The organism is Natrinema limicola JCM 13563, assembly GCF_000337475.1.
Taxonomy (GTDB): domain Archaea; phylum Halobacteriota; class Halobacteria; order Halobacteriales; family Natrialbaceae; genus Natrinema; species Natrinema limicola.
In genome coordinates, this window is record NZ_AOIT01000029.1 from 134,327 (window position 1) to 152,910 (window position 18,584).

At 64.9% G+C, this 18,584-nt stretch carries 17 protein-coding genes; 9 read left to right on the top strand and 8 right to left on the bottom strand.

Going from position 1 to position 18,584, the window contains the following annotated elements; translation table 11 throughout:
• Window positions 1-20: 20 nt before the first annotated feature.
• The 3 genes from C476_RS06750 to C476_RS06765 form a co-directional block, all read right to left on the bottom strand.
• The gene (locus C476_RS06750; protein WP_008011215.1) at window positions 21-437 is read right to left on the bottom strand and encodes a GIY-YIG nuclease family protein; all 417 of its coding nucleotides are present in this window, start codon (window positions 435-437) and stop codon (window positions 21-23) included.
• A gap of 172 nt (window positions 438-609) precedes the next feature.
• The gene (locus C476_RS06755; RefSeq protein ID WP_008011218.1) at window positions 610-1,614 is read right to left on the bottom strand and encodes an RAD55 family ATPase; all 1,005 of its coding nucleotides are present in this window, start codon (window positions 1,612-1,614) and stop codon (window positions 610-612) included.
• A 290-nt stretch (window positions 1,615-1,904) separates the two neighbouring features.
• Window positions 1,905-2,990, bottom strand: a complete 1,086-nt coding sequence (locus C476_RS06765; protein ID WP_008011222.1) for a hypothetical protein — start codon at window positions 2,988-2,990, stop codon at window positions 1,905-1,907.
• A 158-nt stretch (window positions 2,991-3,148) separates the two neighbouring features.
• On the opposite strand from C476_RS06765, the gene C476_RS06770 reads away from it, so the two are divergent.
• On the top strand, window positions 3,149-4,210 hold the full coding sequence (locus C476_RS06770) for an NAD(P)-dependent glycerol-1-phosphate dehydrogenase (RefSeq protein ID WP_008011224.1): 1,062 nt from the start codon (window positions 3,149-3,151) through the stop codon (window positions 4,208-4,210).
• A 27-nt stretch (window positions 4,211-4,237) separates the two neighbouring features.
• Here the strand turns inward: C476_RS06770 and C476_RS06775 are convergent, their stop codons facing one another.
• Complete coding sequence (locus C476_RS06775; RefSeq protein ID WP_008011227.1) at window positions 4,238-6,109, bottom strand: S9 family peptidase; 1,872 nt, start codon at window positions 6,107-6,109, stop codon at window positions 4,238-4,240.
• A gap of 169 nt (window positions 6,110-6,278) precedes the next feature.
• Between C476_RS06775 and C476_RS06780 the strand changes: the two genes are divergently transcribed.
• Window positions 6,279-7,340, top strand: a complete 1,062-nt coding sequence (locus C476_RS06780; protein ID WP_008011228.1) for a glycosyltransferase family 4 protein — start codon at window positions 6,279-6,281, stop codon at window positions 7,338-7,340.
• Window positions 7,341-7,461: 121 nt separating this feature from the next.
• Window positions 7,462-7,872, top strand: coding sequence for an HIT family protein (locus C476_RS06785; protein ID WP_008011231.1), 411 nt, complete (start codon window positions 7,462-7,464; stop codon window positions 7,870-7,872).
• Window positions 7,873-7,929: 57 nt separating this feature from the next.
• Here the strand turns inward: C476_RS06785 and trpB are convergent, their stop codons facing one another.
• The 4 genes from trpB to C476_RS06800 form a co-directional block, all read right to left on the bottom strand.
• A complete protein-coding gene (gene trpB / locus C476_RS06790; protein WP_008011233.1) occupies window positions 7,930-9,084 on the bottom strand; it encodes a tryptophan synthase subunit beta in 1,155 nt (384 codons plus the stop codon).
• Window positions 9,085-9,247: 163 nt separating this feature from the next.
• The gene (locus tag C476_RS06795) at window positions 9,248-10,231 is read right to left on the bottom strand and encodes a YeiH family protein (RefSeq protein ID WP_008011235.1); all 984 of its coding nucleotides are present in this window, start codon (window positions 10,229-10,231) and stop codon (window positions 9,248-9,250) included.
• Window positions 10,232-10,235: 4 nt separating this feature from the next.
• Entirely contained in the window at window positions 10,236-10,376 is a 141-nt protein-coding gene (locus C476_RS18905; RefSeq protein ID WP_008011236.1) for a hypothetical protein, read from the bottom strand.
• Between the two features lie 122 nt (window positions 10,377-10,498).
• Window positions 10,499-12,190: an NADH-quinone oxidoreductase subunit D gene (locus tag C476_RS06800; RefSeq protein WP_008011238.1), complete on the bottom strand. Its 1,692-nt coding sequence runs from the start codon at window positions 12,188-12,190 to the stop codon at window positions 10,499-10,501.
• Window positions 12,191-12,357: 167 nt separating this feature from the next.
• On the opposite strand from C476_RS06800, the gene C476_RS06805 reads away from it, so the two are divergent.
• The 6 genes from C476_RS06805 to C476_RS06830 all read left to right on the top strand — a co-directional run bounded on the left by C476_RS06805 (window position 12,358) and on the right by C476_RS06830 (window position 18,576).
• Window positions 12,358-13,296, top strand: a complete 939-nt coding sequence (locus C476_RS06805) for a phosphatase PAP2 family protein (protein ID WP_008011240.1) — start codon at window positions 12,358-12,360, stop codon at window positions 13,294-13,296.
• Between the two features lie 324 nt (window positions 13,297-13,620).
• Window positions 13,621-15,129, top strand: a complete 1,509-nt coding sequence (locus C476_RS06810; protein WP_008011242.1) for a sulfatase — start codon at window positions 13,621-13,623, stop codon at window positions 15,127-15,129.
• Window positions 15,130-15,238: 109 nt separating this feature from the next.
• Entirely contained in the window at window positions 15,239-15,547 is a 309-nt protein-coding gene (locus tag C476_RS06815) for an Hsp20/alpha crystallin family protein (protein ID WP_008011244.1), read from the top strand.
• A 24-nt stretch (window positions 15,548-15,571) separates the two neighbouring features.
• Complete coding sequence (locus tag C476_RS06820; RefSeq protein ID WP_241430478.1) at window positions 15,572-15,904, top strand: LUD domain-containing protein; 333 nt, start codon at window positions 15,572-15,574, stop codon at window positions 15,902-15,904.
• 117 nt (window positions 15,905-16,021) lie between these two features.
• A complete protein-coding gene (locus C476_RS06825; protein WP_008011246.1) occupies window positions 16,022-17,245 on the top strand; it encodes a WD40/YVTN/BNR-like repeat-containing protein in 1,224 nt (407 codons plus the stop codon).
• A gap of 200 nt (window positions 17,246-17,445) precedes the next feature.
• Window positions 17,446-18,576 (top strand): GNAT family N-acetyltransferase, encoded by a 1,131-nt coding sequence (locus C476_RS06830; RefSeq protein ID WP_008011248.1) that lies wholly within the window; start codon window positions 17,446-17,448, stop codon window positions 18,574-18,576.
• Window positions 18,577-18,584: the final 8 nt, after the last annotated feature.

The window sequence follows — 18,584 nt, forward strand, 5'->3', positions numbered from 1 at the left end:
ATAACTCGCGGGTCCGATTCTCACCGCTTCCCGTCGACGACGCCGCCGGCTTCGAGTGCCGCCTCGCGGACGGTGTCGGCATCTGGCACGGCGAGTAGATGCCCTGCGCACTCACAGTCTGAAGCGCCGAAGCCGTCGACCGGTGTGCCCGGCAACTGCGCTGCCAGTTCGCACTCCCGATCGGCGTCCGGGAAGACGATCGCGGTCTCGAGGGTCGTTTCCGGCCGGCCGAGCAGGTAGTCGATGTGCCAGTGGCGGGTGTCGCGCTCGCCAGCAGCGAGTTCGCGGTGGCGCTCGACGCGACTGAAGCCGCCTGGACCGAACGCGCTGCCGACGTAGGCGTATGTGCCGGCATCGAACGTGTACTCGCCGAGTGCGCCGACAGCAAAACGCGTCGTTCGGGGAACGTCGATCACGAGAACGTACGTGCCGCTCATATGGAACGGTCGGGTAAGCGACGGAAAAACGGGCGCGATTTCGACTCGCACTGGCAGCGGCCACGGTGACAGGGGACGCTACCGAGACTGACACGGCTCGTCGTGGACCTGATCGTCGTCGGTGATCGCACCGTACTCGTGAACGTGACGGGGGCTGGCCCACCTCGAGCCATCAGGGCCGGTCCGGCTGTGACAGCTCGGTCCCGACTTCGTACCCCTGCTGTGTGCTCCGTCCTGTGTTCGGACTGGCTGCGAACAGTCCACGAGCCGGTTCGTGATCGTACTGGATCCACTGGGGGAGAAACTGGGCACCGATCAGCTTCCGAATGGCGAGCTGTTTGTGCCGGGTGTTCGGTGCTCGCTGCTCTGTCAGCCGCAGATCGACGATGCCGTCGAATACGTACTCGGCCTCGGGAATGTCGTCTTCGTCTGCCGTCGACGCAGCGGCGACGATCGGGACGAACCGTGCCTTACAGACCGTCGCTCGGATCTCTTCGACGAACTCGTGGACCTGCCGGTCCTGAAAGACCCGCTCGAGTTCATCCAGTGAGTCGATCGTGACGAGTCCGGTCTCGCTCATCTCGAGGTCGTCGAGCGCGCCGGTAAGACTGTGGGTCACCTCGCTGCGGTCGCTCGGATCGCGCACCTCGACGATCGCGTCCGCGGCCGCCTCGCCGAGGAACGTCGGCCACTCGGTGCGCTGGGCCCTGAACCCGTCTCGGTCGTCGAGCCGGTGGGTATAGCAGTCGATGATCCGCAGCCGATCGTTCTCGAGGGCCGGCAGAACGTTCCAGCCGTTCTGATAAAAGCGCTCGAGCGTCGCCGTCGGCGGATTCGCGAGTGAGACGACAACGGCGGGTTCGCCGCGCTCTAAGGCACGCCAGACGAGTTCGATCCCGAGTTCGGCCCGGCTGGTCCCTTCGTCACCCGAGAGCAGGAGAAACGAGTCGGCGGGGATGCCGTTGGGGACGAGCGAGTCGATCGGCTCGACCCCCGTTACGACCCGTTTGTAGGCCTGTGGGTCGGGTAGTGTCGTGTTGTCGTCGGCCTCACGGCAGGCAACCGAACAGTAGCGGCCGTCGTCGCTAGCGACGGGATCGCCGGGGATCGGATAGTGACAGTGGTCGCATTCGAGTGGATACTCCGCTGTGCGCTCCGGCCAATGCTGATCAGACATGTCGACGCGCTCTACCACAGTGGGGTCAAAAGAACCCTTCCCCGTTGGTCACTACACTAACCGATCGACAGTCATACTGTCGGACAGCAGTCAATACGAAGTCGGTCGCGGATTCGCGGCCGTCTCCACCGGTGACGGCCGCAGCAGCGCGACCGATCGTCACGTCGTTCTGTCCGGNATACGAAGTCGGTCGCGGATTCGCGGCCGTCTCCACCGGTGACGGCCGCAGCAGCGCGACCGATCGTCACGTCGTTCTGTCCGGCAGTATCAGCAGACGATTCGAATGCGTGTTAGGACTGCAGTTGCCGGAGTCGCTCGACTCGTCGCGCCGTCGCCGGTCGCGCCGCGAGCCGTTCGTGGAGCCGACTTCGCTCGTCAGTCACGTCCGAAGACGCTTCGTAGACGCTCGCGAGTGTATCTGCCCCGACCGCTCGAGCTGCACGACGGTCGGCAGCGAACTCACACCGCTGGAGGTGCCACGTGAGCAGCGGCCACGTGATGAGCAGGCCGGCAAGCGCGACGAGCAGCGACATCCAGACTGTCAGCGTCACGACGAGTGCCGTGAGAAACGCCCCGACGAAGGACCGTCGCTCGAGGAGCCGAAACTCATCGGCAGCGTCGACGCGCGCACACAGTGCTGTCAGTTCGGCAGTATCACAGACGTCGAACGCGTAGTCGGTTGCGTACAGCCGCCGGTTCCCGGGTGCCCCATCGAGATAGAGTCTGGCCAGTTCCATTCCCTTACCCGGAATGACGCCGGCGACCGTCGCGGTCAGCCCAACACGGTCGGCTGCGGCCTCGAGCCGCCGACGTTGCTCGGCCGTCGGCTCGGAGACCGTCTGCGAGAGCCGAACGCGATACAGCGACCAGCCGTAGGTGCTGATGACGAAGCCGACGAACAGGACCGGGATCAACCATGGCGACGGCTCCGAGGTACCGAGAAGCACTGCGAGGGGTGCAATCGAAATCAGACAGATGAGCGTGAGCGCGACGAGATACTTCCCGAGCCGGGCAACTGCCACCGCGGCGCTGATCTCGAGGTCGCGCCGTTTGCGAACGGATGGAAAGACGCCGAGGTACGCGATCAGAACCGCAACGATCGTTCCTGCTGCCATTGGGGCCCAGGCTAGCGGCGTCGCGAGGCCGCCGACCACTGCTGGATGGAGCGACGAGAGGGCTGCCTCGGTCGCACCGATGAAGCCGGAAAACGCGAGGACGAGGAGCGTTGTGATACCGACGACGCCGAGGAGTCGGTACGTCCCACGCGATCGCCGATCATCGTTCCCGCCCCGCCGGATCGTGTACCACCCGTACACGCGCCCAGCACCGTAGCTGGCGACGAGCAGGCCGAGCCAGAGCGTGAGTGTCGTAATCATATTTTTTAATTATAGCTAATCAGTTGATAAATACACGCACTTGATGCGAATCCAGGTGCCGATTGACATGCAGGCGGCTCGTCGCTGCATGCCGCTTCCCAGCCACCGGGCAGTGCGACGAGGAAAAACACATGTCCCGGGGGTGTGTCAAGACTGGTATGTTCGAGAAGTCGACGTGGATCCGCCTCCCGCGAAACGTCGTCGTCGGCCACGGCGTTCGCAACGAGGTCCGCGACGTAGTCGACGACCTTCACCTACAGGGACGGCCGCTGTTCGTCACGAGTCCAACGCCGCGGGCGGTCGCTGCCGACCCCATCGCGGCCGACTTCGAGGCTGCCGGGATCGAGCCAGCGATGGTGACGATCGAGGAAGCGACGTTCGACGCTGTCGAGCGGGTGATCGACGTCGCCGAGGCCGAAGACGTTGCCTATCTCGTCGGGATCGGCGGCGGCAAGGCTATCGACATCGCAAAACTGGCCAGCCACCACCTGAACATGGGGTTTCTATCCGTGCCGACCGCGGCGAGCCACGACGGGATCGTCAGCAATCGCGGGTCGGTCCCGAACGGCGATTCCCGCCACAGTGTCGCCGCCGAGCCACCGCTGGCGGTCGTCGCCGACACCGGCATTCTCGCGGACGCGCCGTGGGAGTTGACGACCGCCGGCTGTGCAGACATCATCTCGAACTACACCGCGGTGATGGACTGGCGACTCGCCAAGCGACTGCAAGACGTCGAGTTCTCGGAGTACGCCGCCGCGCTCTCCGAGATGACCGCCGAAATCCTCGTGGGCAACGCGGATCTCATCCGACCGGGACTCGAGGAGTCGGCTTGGGTCGTCACCAAGGCGCTGATGTCGTCGGGTGTCGCGATGAGCATCGCTGGCTCCTCACGGCCAGCAAGCGGGGCCGAACACCTCTTTTCACATCAGCTCGACCGGCTGGCACCCGGCGCGGCCTTACACGGCCACCAGGTCGGCGTCGGCTCGATCATGACGGCCTACCTCCATCAGGGCGAAGACGGGCTCTGGCGGGACATTCGCAACGCGCTCGCGAGCATCGATGCACCGACGACCGCCGCCGAACTCGGGATCGACGACGAGGTGATCGTCGAGGCGCTGACAACCTGCCACGAGATCCGTGATCGGTATACGATTCTTGGCAACGGGATGAACGAGCGGGCGGCTCGAGACGTAGCACACAAAACGGGCGTCATCGACTAACGTCGACCGACGCTGCTGGGCGTCGATTCAGACGTGTTCGTCGAGGAAGTCGGCGATTTCCGAATAGGCTTCGATGCGATTCGCGAGCTTCGAGAAGCCGTGGCCTTCGTCGTCGAAGATCAGTTTCCGGACGGGCACGCCGTGGTCACGGACTTCCTCGACGATCTGTTCGGCTTCGCCGACCGGCACGCGAGGGTCGTTTTCGCCGTGAAGAACGAACAGCGGCGCTTCGATCTGCTCGACGTTGTTGATCGGCGAGATTTCCTCGAGAAAGTCGCGATCCTCGGCGAGCGAGCCGTACTCGGCCTCGCGAAGCGCGCGCCGCCAGTCGCCGGTGTTCTCGAGGAACGTGACGAAGTTAGCGATGCCGACGACGTCGATTCCGGCAGCCCAGAGGTCGGGGTACTCGGTCAGCGCCGCCAGCACCATGAACCCGCCGTAGGACCCACCCTTGGCGGCGATTCGGTCGGGATCGATCGCAGGATGGTCCTGCAGCCACTCGACGCAGGCCTCGATGTCTGCGACCGAGTCCATTCGTTTCTCGACGTCGTCGAGCGCCGCGTAGTCGGCTCCGTAGCCCGACGAGCCGCGCACGTTCGGCTCGAAGTAGGCGTACCCGCGGTCGAGGAAGTACTGTTTGACACTCGAGAAAGAGGGCCGGCGCTGGCTCTCGGGGCCGCCGTGGATGTCGACGATGACCGGCGTCTGTCCCTCCTCGTGGTCGTCCGGCAAGGTCAAAAAGCCGGGAACCTCGAGCCCATCAAAGCTCTCGACGTGGACAAGGTCGGACTCGTCGAACGTCTCGCGGGGAATACCCGCGGTCGGCGCGTCGGTCCAGCGCTCGGTCGCACTGGTCTCGAGATCGTGCGACTCCGTCGCACTGCCCGAGGAACGGAGTTCCTCGATGTCGACAACGAAGACGTTCGTGTTGACCGTATCGCCAGTAGTCGACAGGGCAAACCGCTCTGCATCGGGGTCGAAACTCACGCCGCCAGAGATGCCACCCGGTAGGTCGGGTTCAGGGAACGCCTCGTAGTCGGTGGGATTGTCGATGTCGAACTCGCCGACTGTCAGCTTGGTGTAGCCCTCGACGTTTCGCGAGCAGACGAAGCGACCGGTTTCGTCGTCCAGCGCGATCCCGTCGACGTTCCATCCCTCCCCGTCGATGACAGTCTCGAGGTCGCGCGTCTCAAGATCGAGATAGGCCAGATACAGGGTGTCGGCATCACCCTTGTCGGTGACGAGATAGATCCCCTCGCCGTCGGGAGCCCAGCTCGCGCTCTGATAGCGGACATCGCCGTCGTGGGGCGTCAAGTGCTCGAGTTCGCGCTCGTCGGCGTCGTCCTCGAGATCGAGGACGTACAGGTCCTGATCGAAGTTGGAATAGGCCTGCGAGACGAGCAGGCGGGAATCGTCGGGGCTCCAGCCGGCAAGCGAGAGCCAGCCGTCGCCCTCGTAGACGAGCGTTGCGTCCTCGCCGGTTTCGTCGCGGCCCTGCACGTAGATGTCGAAGACGGACTCGTCGCGGCGATTCGAGGTGAAGGCAAAGCGGTCGCCGTCGTGGCTCCAGCCGCCCCACCGGTGTTTCGCGTCGGGCATCGCGGTCAGATTCTGTATTTCGCCGGTCTCGGCGTCGAGTCTAAAGAGTTGGGCGCGCTCGTTGCCGCCTTCGTCCATCCCGAAGATCAGTTCCGGTCGTTCGGGCGACCACGAGGCGAAGGTCACCCGCTCGTCGTAGAAGGTCCGCTGTTCGGGCCAGCCGCGGGGGGTCTCGAGCGTCCAGACCTGCGCGGTGCCGGTCGTGTCCATCAGGAAAGAGAGCCGTTCGCCGTCGGGACCGAACGATGCGCCGTAGGCGCTGCGGACGTTGAGATAGCGCTCGATGTCGTAGCTTCCCATGCCAGAGGCGTACGGACTCGAGTCGGTAGTCATTTCGGTCGCGGCAGCCCTGGACCCGGCCAGTGTCACCGGTCGGCCGCTCGAGGGAGACAGTGTGTGGCCCCGAAAACGGCCGTCGGATAGAATGAAAAAAGTGACTTTATAGCCCGGGACTACGTGGCGGCCGAATATGCGACTCGCGTTCGTCTCGTTCGAAACGGTCCATCACCGCGATAGCGAGACGAACCAGCGGTTCCGGACGATTCTCGAGTTACTCGCACAGCGAGGCCACGACGTCCACTGTTACTGTGCCGATTTCTGGGCCGATGAGGGAGCAACTCTCGAGCGCGAGGGGATTACCTACCACGCGGTCGTCGACGGGTCGGACGCCCACAGCTCGTTTCTCGCTCGCTTGCCGTTCGTGCTTGCGGCTGCGAAGCCGGACGTGATCCACGCCAGCGCACAGCCACCACGTCAGGTGCTCGCAGCTCGCGCGGGAGCGGCGCTTGCGCGGACGCCACTGGTCCTCGAGTGGTACGGCGACGACGGCGTTCCAGAGACGCGCTGGACGCGGCTTGCGGCTGGTCGACCGGATGGGATCATCACCCCGTCGGAACTCGTCTCGACGTGGACCCAAGAGATCGGTGCCGACGGTAACGTCGTCGATAGCATTCCGAACCCGATCGACTACGATCGGATTCAGGATGTCGACCCGGGCGAGGACGTCGATGTGATCTACGCGCGTCGCCTCGATGACGGGGCCAACCTCGAGAGCCTGCTGTTGGGGCTGGCCGAGCTCCGGGATCGCGACTGGCAGACGACCGTTATCGGCGACGGGCCCGAACGTGACGCCTACGAAGACCTCGCGAGCGACCTCCGTATCGACGATCGGGTGCAGTTCGTCGGCGACCTCGACCTCGACGAGCGGATCGCGGCCTACCGCGGCGCACACGTCTTCGCCCAGACGGCCGAACGCTGTGTCTTCCCGACGGAGATGCTGTGGGCACTTGCATCGGGCTGTGTCGGGATCGTCGAGTACCACGCGAACTCGAGCGCCCACGAACTCGTCGAGGGCTGGGAGCGGGGCTTTCGGACCACCAGCGAGGACGAACTGGCCGAAGCCATCCTTGCGGCGGGCGATCTCGAGGACCGCACGTATGAGGATCGGTTCGCCGACTACGATCGGTCGGCAGTGGCCGAGCAGTATCTCGAGCAGTACCGGATGCTGCAGGACGACCACGGACTTCTGTAATACTCCCGGATACAACACGTACATTGGACATTCACGGGCAGTAGCGTCACCATCAGTGGCGTTCGGTAGCAAAGCCGCTGTGTAGAGGTACCTATATGTCGACGTGAGAGAGAATACGGCTATGGATGATCGCTGTGAGTTCTGCCGACTCGCTGGCGGCGGCCGGTCGGCACACGTCCTCTACGAGGACGAGTGGACGATTGCCTTTCTCTATCGCAATCCGGCCACGAGGGGCCACACGCTCGTCGCGCCGCGTGCCCACGTAGCGGACGTCTTGACGAGTGACGACCCAGGCGCGGCAGCCGTCTTCGAGACCGTTCGGACCGTCGCCAGCGCGCTCGAGGCCGTCCTCGAACCCGATGGGTTCAGCACCTTCCATACGACCGGGCCGCTGGTCGGTACCGTCGATCACGCACACGTCCATCTCGTGCCCCGGTTTGCGGACGACAACGTTTCGCTCTCGCTGGCGCGACGCGAACTCGATCCCGACGAGGCGGCAGCACTGACGGCGCAGGTTCGAACGCTGCTTTGAGACAGGACACGATCCTCGAATGTGGACCGATCTCGTTGGCTGGGTGACGAAAGCGATCTAGAGATCGAACTTCGCGGCCGCCGTCTCCATGTCCTTGTCACCACGCCCCGAGAGATTCACGAGGATCGTGTCGTGTTCGCCTGCTTCGGCCAACTCGATCGCGCGAGCGATCGCATGGCTCGACTCGAGCGCTGGGATAATGCCCTCGGTTTCGCTCAGTTCGCGGAACGCAGCCAGCGCCTCGTCGTCGGTGACGCCCGTGTACTCACAGCGGCCGACGGCCCGATACATGGCGTGTTCGGGGCCAGCACCGGGGTAGTCCAGTCCCGCCGAGACGGAGTGGACCTCGACGTCGTCGTCGATGACTCGCGTTTTCATCCCGTGGAGGACCTCGTCTTTCCCGTCCGCGAGCGGCGCAGCGTGTTGTGTCGAATCGGTCCCTTTCCCGCCGCCCTCGGCGCCGTAGAACGCGACCTCGTCGTCATCGCGGAAGGCATGAAAGAGCCCGATCGCGTTCGAGCCGCCGCCGACGCAGGCGACCGCAGCGTCGGGCAACTCGCCGGTTCGATCGAGGATCTGCTCGCGGGCTTCCTCGCCAATGACCGACTGGAAGTCCCGGACCATCCGCGGGAACGGATCGGGGCCGACGACGCTGCCGACCAGATAGTGGGTGTCGTCGACGTTTTCGGCGAAGTCCTCGAGCGCGGCGTCGACAGCCTCAGCGAGCCCTTCGTCGCCGCGGGTGACCTCGTTGACCTCTGCACCCATCAGGCGCATCCGGAAGACGTTCATCTCCTGGCGCTCGATGTCCTTTTTCCCCATGTAGATCTCCGTCTCGAGGTTGAGTAAAGCGCCGACCATCGCCGTCGCGGTGCCGTGCTGGCCAGCCCCGGTCTCGGCGATCAGTCGCTCGCGGCCTGCCTTTTTCGCGAGCAGAGCCTGTCCGAGCGCGTTGTTGACCTTGTGTGCGCCGCCATGCAGCAGATCCTCGCGCTTGAGATAGATCTCGGCACCGTAGCGCTCGCTGAGATTGCGTGCGTAGTACAGCGGACTCGGACGGCCGGCGAACTCCTCGAGGAGACCACGCAGTTCCGACTGGAACGCCTCGCTTGCGGCAACGTCGTCGTAGGCCGTCGCCAGTTGCTCGAGCGGCTCCTGAAGCGGCTCGGGGACGTATCGTCCACCGTATCCTTCGAACTCTCCGTTGGACATATGCCGGTCCATTGCGCGCTCACCGTCAAGTAAGTTCCGTGGCGTCGATGGCGGCGCTCGTGGTTCGAACGGGGGTCTCGATCCGTCTTACACCCTGTCGCAAATATTTCCTCGGCCTTCGACAGGAATCGACCGCACAGGTGCACTGGAGAGTCAGACTGGCCTAGAAGAGCACGAGCAGGATCAAAAGCGAGAGGCTGCTGGCGATGAGCAACGATAGCAAGACGACGAACGCAGGCATGACCCCGGTCTGGCGGAGTTCACCGAGTTGGATCTCCGTGCCGAGGCCGACGAACGCCAGCAGGAACAGCCAGTTGTACGCATGCTCGAGCGAGGCCTGCTGGGCCGTCGAGAAGACGCCGAGACTCGAGACCGCGGCGAGTGCGAGAAAGCCGACGACGAACTTCGGAAACTCCGCCCAGAGGGTCCGCACGGAGGGCGTATCGCCGTCACCGGCTCGGGCGTAGTAGCTCGCGTACGCGAGGACGACGACGCCGATCAGGGCGTTGCGCGAGAGCTTCGTCATCGTCGCCCACTGGCCGGCAACCTCCGAGTGGGCAAAGCCGACCGCGACGACTGGCCCCGTCGAGAACATACTGACGCCGGCCCAGATCCCAAAGACAGTACTCGGCAGGGCGAGCAGATCACCGACGATCGGATAGACGGCGATCGTGATCGCATCGAACAACAGCACTGTCGCCGCCGCATAGGCGACCTGTTCTTCGCGCGCGCTGACGGCACCGGCGACCGCGACGACTGCCGAGACGCCACAGATACTCGCTCCGGCTGCGAGCAGCGAGCCCAGCCGTTCGGCCAGCCCGAAGACGTTTCGCGCGAGCAGTTCCACGACGATGAGTGTAAGCGTCGCAACCGCGATCACGACGAGGAAGACGCGGCCGCCAACCTCGAGGACAGTCTCGACCGAGATCGACGCGCCCATGAGGACGATTCCGGCACCGAGCCACAGCTTGTGTGTCCCAATCCCGGGCTCGAGTCGCGCTGGCATGCCGACGACGTTGGTCGCGACGACGCCGAGTGCGATAGCGAGCAGCAGGTTGTTGACGCCAAGTGACAGTGCGAGTCCCCGCGCTAGCAGTGCGCCGAGACAGAGAGCGAACACGCCCGGCAGGAGACGACGGATGGCCATCTCGTCACCAGGGGATCTGCAACTCGAGTGCGCTGACCAGTGCGACGATCGCTCCGCCGACGATAACGCTCTTCCAGTCGCGTTCCAGCGCCGACCAGCGACCGGTCACGGTCTCGGCGGTCGGCCGCCATCCATCGATCGACATATATGCTGGTTCCGAACGTCGCCACAGTTAACGGTTATCGAATCCGTCGCAGATTCGAGAGATTATTTCCGCTACTGGTGACGAACCCGCCGGCGAACACCGAGTCGGCCGACCACACACGTTCAGCGGTCGACGCTTCCCAGTACGATGTCGAGACTGCCAAGCGAGGCGACCAGGTCCGCAACGTACTCGCCTTCGGCCATCTCGGGCAGCGCCGCGAGGTTGTGGAAACACGGACTCCGAATCTTGAACCGGGCCGGCGAGTTCGAGCCGTCCGTGCGGATGTAGATCCCGAGTTCTCCTTTCGCGCTCTCGACGGCGCGGTAGGTCTCGGTCCCCGCGTCAGGTTTCAGCGTTCGCGGGACGTTGCTCTGGACCGTCCGCTCGTCTTCGGGCCAGTCCTCGAGCAAGTCGAGACACTGCTCGATGATCTTTGCGGACTCCTCGACCTCGCGCAGCCGGACGAGCACCCGCGCGTGGTTGTCACAACTGTCTTCGGTGACGACGTTCCACTCCAGATTGTCGTAGTAGCCGTAGGGATCGTCCCGCCGGAGGTCGTAGTCGATCCCCGACCCGCGAGCGACCGGGCCGGTACAGCCGTAGTCCTTGGCGACTTCGGGCTCGAGAACCCCGGTGTCGAGCGTCCGAATCTGGAAGATCTCGTTGCCGGTCAGTAGGTCGTGGTACTCGTCGACCTTCGCGGGGAGTTCGTCCAAGAAGTCTCGGCACTTCTCGACGAACTCCTCGCGGGGTTCGGGCAGGTCCCAGCAGACACCACCCAGCCGGAAGTAGTAGAACATCATTCGCTGGCCGGTCAGATCCTCCAAGATGTCCTGGACGACCTCGCGGTCGCGCATGCCGTACTGGAAGATGGCGGTGAAGTCGCCGTAGACGTCCAGTGCGAACGTCGAGACGGCGAGGAAGTGCCCGAGCATGCGCCCGAACTCGGTCGCCATCGTCCGCAGGACCTGCGCGTAGGCTGGCACCTCGATGTCGGCGAGGTCCTCGATCGCGCGGGCGACCGCCCACTCGTTTGGGAGGTTCGCCGTGTAGTCCCAGCGGTTCGAGTAGGGGATGATCTGATGTCGGTAGGTTCCCTGCTGGCACATCTGTTCCTCACAGCGGTGGAGATAGCCGATGTCGGGCACGACGTTCGCGACCGACTCGCCGTCTAACACCGTCTCGAGGTGGAGCACGCCGTGGGTCGCGGGGTGGTGGGGCCCGATATTGAGCAACATCGTGTCCGACTCGTGGAGATGTCGGTCGTCCTGCAGCGGGTTCGCGTGTTCGGCATACCGGACGACCTGTGGCTTGTTCTGATCGTAGTCCAGTGCCAGCGGATGACCCTGCCACGATTCGGGGAGGAGGATCCGCCGGAGGTCGGGATGGCCGTCGTATTCGATGCCGACGAGGTCGAAGGCCTCGCGTTCGTGCCAGTCGGCGGTGCGAAAGACTGGTTCGGCCGACTCACAGACCGGGTCATCCGTCGGCAGTGGGACGACCAGCGTCACCTCGTGAGTGCGCTGGTCGTACTTCGTCATGTGGATGAGCGACTCATACCGGTCCTCATACTGCTGGGACGTGAGACATGTGAGGTGGTCAAACCCCGCCTCGTCGCGCAACAGGCGTACCACTTCCTGGACCTCGTCCGGGCGGATTACGAAGGCGGGTGCGTTCTCGTGGTCGTCGCGCCCGATCGCGTACTCGGAAAGCAGGGCCTCGAGTGCGGCCTCGTCGACGCCCTCCTCGCGACGGTGGTCGTACTCCGGATCGATGCGCTCGTGCTCGGGTTCGGGCTCGGTTGTTTCGCTCATTGGGCCGGACACCACGCCGACGGCCGGCGTCCCAGAAGGCTACAGGTGACGCGGAGATGAGGGTTTTCCCGCGTTCCGGTGACTCTCTTCGTTGGCTACCAGATCGGTGTTGCAGCCATCGCGGCCACGGAAACCGTTTATGTATCACGTCGTCCGTAGCGTAGGACATGACTCGCGGGATCGGCTGGTTCGACTCGTTTCGTGCGGTCGCCCCCGACTGGAGTGTCGTGCTGCTCGGGCTGGTGACCCAGCTCGGCGACGTGTGGTTTCTCGGATTCCTCGTCGGGGTCGTCTACTGGGCGGCGGTGCCGGACCGCCGTGACGAAGCCGCGACCGTCCTCGGGGTGACGCTGGCCGGGCTCTCGCTGATCACGGGCCTGAAAGAGGTCTTCGCGCTCTCGCGGCCCGACCGGGTACTCGTGGCCGTCGAGACGCTGCCGGAGACGGTCCACCCGCTGTATCGGGCCACTGCGACGGCGACCGGCTACGGCTTCCCGAGTGGCCACGCCCTCATGTCGACGGTCGTCTATCTGAGTCTGGCCGAGTACCTCTCGATCGGGACGCGCCGGCAGCGATACCTCGGCGCGGCGGGGATCGTCACGGCCGTCAGTTTCTCCCGCGTCGCGCTCGGCGTCCACTACCTCGTCGACGTGGTGGCCGGCGTCGTCGTCGCGCTGGTGTTCCTGTTGCTCGCGGCCGGACTCTTCGATCGGTATCCGGACCGCCGTGGCACGGTCGGATTCGCGCTCGCGCTCGGCGTCGCTGTGCTCTCGCTCGTACCGGCCCGGACGGATCCCGATGCCGTCCTGTTGTTCGGGACGTCACTGGGCGCGTTTGCCGGCTGGCAACTCGCCGTCCTCGTTCGCGATCTCGAGGCCGGTAACGGGCCGATCCGAACCAGCCGGCCGCTGATCGCCAGAGCAACCGTCGCGACCCTCGTCGTCGTCGGGCTCGCTGCCGTCACGCTCTCATACTGGGCCGTGCCAGTGATCGCCGGGAGCGGCCTCCTCGGACTGGCCGCCGCCGCGTTCGTCACGGCACCGGTCCTGTATCGCTCGGACCACGTCGGTGAACTCGTCCGGGAATCGCCCACTCGTTCGCAGTAGCTCGGCTCACTGGCGCTCGAGGTCGTCGCCCTCGCTCGTCGGGACGTCCGTCGTCGCATCGTGATCGGTGTGTGGAGTCATTGGAATGCTGCCGGGCGTACGCGCCACAGCGGGATGAATATTTGACTGGCAGGTGACTACCTGCTGTGCCGACGGTGGCGAATACCAGAGCACGCGATCCGATGGCGACTGCGGGCAGAGCTACTCGATATCATACACTGCCGATATCGTCGGTTTCCGTTCCGGTAACGGATGATTTCTTCGATTTGCACCCTGCATGTTCCGGGATGACGACCTTCCCTGTCTGTCGTGGAGTACTCTCCTATGCCGGAGTACAACGGACGTGACGACGAGTCACATAGCACTGTGCGGAACGTCGTTCTCGTCGTTCTCGATACGGCTCGAGCGAAAAGCGTCGATTCGAAACCGATGCCGACGCTGGCGGATCTGGCCGAGGCGGGAACTGCCTTCGAGAACGCCTTTGCGACCGCGCCCTGGACCCTGCCCTCTCACGCATCGATCTTCACCGGGACGTACCCCTCAGAGCACGGCACCCACGGCGGACACACCTATCTCGACGGCGACCTGCGAACACTGCCCGAGGCGTTCGCCGATACAGGATTCGAGACGGTCGGCGTCTCGAACAATACCTGGATCACCGGGGAGTTCGGCTTCGACCGCGGGTTCGACGACCTTCGCAAGGGCTGGCAGTACATCCAGTCCGACGCCGACATGGGGGCCGTGGTTCGCGGTGAGAACCTCCGGGAGAAGCTCACGGCGACGCGAAACCGACTTTTCGACGGCAATCCGCTGGTCAACGCCGCCAACGTCCTCTACAGCGAGTTCGTACAGCCGTCGGGCGACGACGGCGCTGACCGGGCAAGCGACTGGATCGCCGACTGGCTCGGCAGTCGAGACGGCGACCGGCCGTTTTTCCTGTTCTGTAACTTCATCGAGCCCCACGTCGAGTACGACCCCCCAAAGGAGTACGCCGAGCGGTTCCTCCCCGACGGCGCCAGCTACGAGGACGCGACCGCGATCAAACAGGACCCCCGTGCCTACGACTGCGAGGAGTACGACCTCTCGGATCACGAATTCGCCATGCTCCGGGGCCTCTATCGCGCGGAACTGGCCTACGTCGACCACCAACTCGGCCGACTTCGGACTACCCTCGAGGACGTCGGCGAGTGGGAGGACACCCTGTTCGTCGTCTGTGGCGACCACGGCGAGCATATCGGCGAGCACGGCTTTTTCGGTCACCAGTACAACCTCTACGACACGGTACTCAACGTCCCGCTGGTGTTCTGTGGTGGTCCCTTCACCGACGGCGGGCGACGCCACGACCTCGTTCAACTACTCGATCTCCCCGCGACGCTGCTCGAGACGGCCGGCGTCGACGATCCCGATCTGCGTGAGCAGTGGTCGAGCCGATCGTTCCACCCTGCCTCGAGCGACGACGCCCGCGACGCGGTCTTCGCGGAGTACGTTGCCCCCCAGCCCTCGATCGATCGCCTCGAGACCCGCTTTGGCGAGGTTCCCAAGCGCGTCCAGACGTTCGATCGGCGCTTGCGGGCGGTCCGTACGGCCGAGTACAAGTACGTCTGCGGCGACGACGGCTTCGAGCGGCTCCACCACGTTCGGACCGACCCACTTGAGCGGACGGATATCAGCGACGACGAGTCCCAGCGAATGCAGGCACTTCGGCGGCGACTCGCGGAGCGCTTCGAGCCGCTCGAGGCGGCCGGCGCGTCGGCGGCGAGTGCGTCGGCGGATGCGGATGTCGAGATGCGCGCGGGGACGAAAGAGCGGCTCGCGGATCTGGGTTATCTCTGATACTGCCGGACAGAACGACGTGACGCCGGCCAGTGGTGACCACGGCCAGATATGAAGCGGCCATCTGTACACGCGGGGACGTTTCCGACCGTCGTCGGAACGTGGCAGTGTGTCTTCCGCTTCGCCACCAGAAACGGCGTTTCCGTTCCCGACACAGATCGTTTACCACGGCTCCGCTGACAGGCTTCGCGTCACCGTCGACGTCGATCCGACTCCCGCCGACGACGTGACGGTCAGGGCCGGTGCGCGTCGCCTCCGGATCGCGGTCGATCGCGACGGCGGTGTCGTCAAACGAACCGTCACGCCCCTTCCGCCCGGCTTCGTTTTCGGCGACGATCGTGAAGCCGTCTATAACAACGGCGTCCTCACCGTCTCGCTCGAGACCCACGCGCCATCGGGCACAGGGGCCGAGCGGTAATCGCCGGTATTCGCCTGCTCTCCGTTGGTCACGCAGAATGCAGGAGCACGAGCGCGATGCGAGGCGGTCACCGCGGACGTCTTCGTCGACAGCGTCACTGCGATCGCCGAAAGCGGCGAACTCGTCGGGGCCAACGCGCTCGGTAACGCCGTCGATGTCTGGCCGTTCAGCGCGGAAACCCTGCTGCTTGTCGGGAGCGCGAACAAGATCGTCGCCGACTGGTCGAACGCGTTCGCGAGTTCGCCTCCCCGCTCGAGGACGCCCGCGCCGAGGAAGTGGACGGTCAGGGAAGCGTCGTCGGCAAGCTCGTCTCCCTCGAGTACGAGCGGGCCGACGGCCGGACGCAGCTCGTGTTGATCGACGAGTTACACGGGTTCTGGAAGTGTACTCCGGCCGTCACACGCCGTCACAGCGTGCTTGCAGCACGCTTTTGCTCGGCAGTCGGATAGTAAGTACACGCTGCGAGGCCGACCCATGGCTACACACGACGCGCCGTCCGTCGAGGGGTTCGTCCCGTTCTTTCGCCACTACGCGCAGACGTGGGTACACGCGGTCGCGGCGGCCGGTATGACTGCCTTCGGGACGCTGACGATCGTCCACCGTGGGTTCGCCGTTCTCGCGCTCGCCGCCTACGTCGTGCCGCCGATCGTGCTGTACCTCCGGCGGACGTCGACCGACCGGGCCGAGAGCGACGTCACTGCCGACAGCGCGGAGACGGCGGTGACCGGCGACGGTTCGACGGACACGGAGACGGCGCCGCTCGAGCGGCCAGCCGACGAGACGAGCCTCGAACCCGAGCGCGCCGGCACCTGGACTCTCGTCGATGCCCCGACCGAAGCGACGCTCAGGGACGTCTGTGTCACCGCGGCCGACGCGGTCTATGCGGTAGGTGAAGACGGGCTGGCTCTCGCCGGAGCGGCCCTCGACGGCACAGATCATGAGTGGTCGATCGCCCTCGAGGACGGACCAGCCGCCGCGGGCGAGGACCTGCATGGGGTCGACGCTACAGTCGATGGCGAGGCCGTCTGGGTCGCCGGCGACAGCGGCGCAGTCGGTCGGCTCGAGGCCGCGACCGGTCGCCACACGGACTACACGGCACCTGCGGGAATCACCGACAACTGGCTCGGGGTCGCTGTCGGCGGATCAAACAGCGACGAGACGGTCTTGTTGATCAACGGCTCCGGTGCCGTTCTCAGAGGGCGCTATCGCGATGGCGATCTCTCGTGGGACGACCCCGTCACGCCCGGCAGCGGCTCGAGTCTGAGCGGCGTTGCGCTGGCTGACGCGTCGGTCGGCTACTGCTGTGATACGAACGACGGCGTTTTCGAGACGACCGACGGCGGCCACTCGTTTTCTCGCGTCGGGCCGGTGGGCGCCAGTGGGACGCTCGAGAACCTCGCGACGCTGGGGCGAGGCGACTGTTTCGTCAGTACTGACGACGGCGTCGTCCACCGCTACGACGGGCTGATGTGGACGCCCGAACGAGTCGGTGACGAGGCGATCTGTGGACTCACTCGGCGTGAAGGAGAGACGATCGCCTGCGATTCGGTCGGCGCGATCCACGAGCGGACCCCGATGGCCGAGTGGGAACGAGCTGATACGGTCGCACCCGAGCCACTGCTCGCCGTCTCAGTCGATGCCACCGGCGATCGAGCGGTCGCAGTGGGTGAGAACGGGACCGTTATCGAACGGCGGTGATGGGACACCGCTGTGTGAACGTCAAGGGTGGCCGCTGCCGTGGGCCATCGCTGGCGGATAGTCAGCTTCCGACGACGTTCGTCGACTGGCCGAATCGGCGTATTCAGGGCCAACCAGTATTCTGCCGGTTGGTGGAGACCGAATGCTCGCGTCCACACAGCAGGCTGTCCCCTGTACTCGGGCGTGAGACGCTCTCGATCATGAGCACACCCACACGAACGGCGACGCAATACACCGTCCGCGCGTTCGACCTGGCCGATCGAGCGACGTTCCTGTCCATGTACGAAACAGTGTTCGGACACGAGCGAAGCGCCGACTGGTTTCGCTGGAAGTTCAGCGAGAACCCGTTTGCCGATCACGTCCCGATCATCGTGGCCAGCGACGATGGCGACCCCGTCGGCTTCCGCTCGTTTTTCGCCCAGGAACTGCGTGCCGGTGACACCATCCTACCCGCGTTCCAGCCCTGCGATACGATGGTCCACCCGGATCACCGCAAGCGCGGCCTGTTCGACCGCATGAACGAACGGGCCATCGAGCGCTACACCGACGGCCGCCCGTCGTGTTTCTTCAACTTCCCAAATGAGCACTCGAAACGCGGGAATCGCAAGCACGGCTGGCGCGAGATCGGGACGGTCCCGGCCTACTACCGCCCGCAAAACCCCGCGGGCGTCCTCGAGCGAGTGGCAACTGACACACAGCACACAGCGCAGCGTCGATCGCGAGCGAGCGAGACGGGCGTGGCCGCCGCGGTCACAAACACGCTTCGGGATGTCGTCACGGCAACGCATCGAGTCTGTGACCGGCTGCTCGTCGACGACGAGTCCACCCTCGAGATCGAGCGGACGACGCCGCCACCGGCCGACACCCTCGCTGCGATCTATCGGCGCTCGATTCCCGATGCGATCCACGCGAACCGAACCGCGGCGTTCTACCGCTGGCGGTTCGACAACCCTTCCCAGACGTACACCAGCTACGTCGCGCGTCGTGCCGGCGAGCCGGTGGCTGCGCTGGTCGTCTCGAGCGCTGCCGATCACGTGCGACTCGTCGAGACGCTTCCGCGGACGCTCGAGACTGAGGCGGCAGCGCTCGAGGCGCTTCTCGTGGCAGCACTCGAGGACTTCGCGGACCGGAGCTACGTCGAGGCGTTCGGCGAGACGCTCCCCACACCGTTGCGCTTCCGGTTCTATCCGGATACGCGAGCGCCCCTGTCGACGCTGCTCCGACCGACGTCCCGAACGCTATTCGCGCGAAACCTCACGGACGGGATCAACATCGAGTCGACTTCGGTCACGTCGTGGACGTTCTCGCGTCTCGAGCTGGATACCACCTGATACGGACT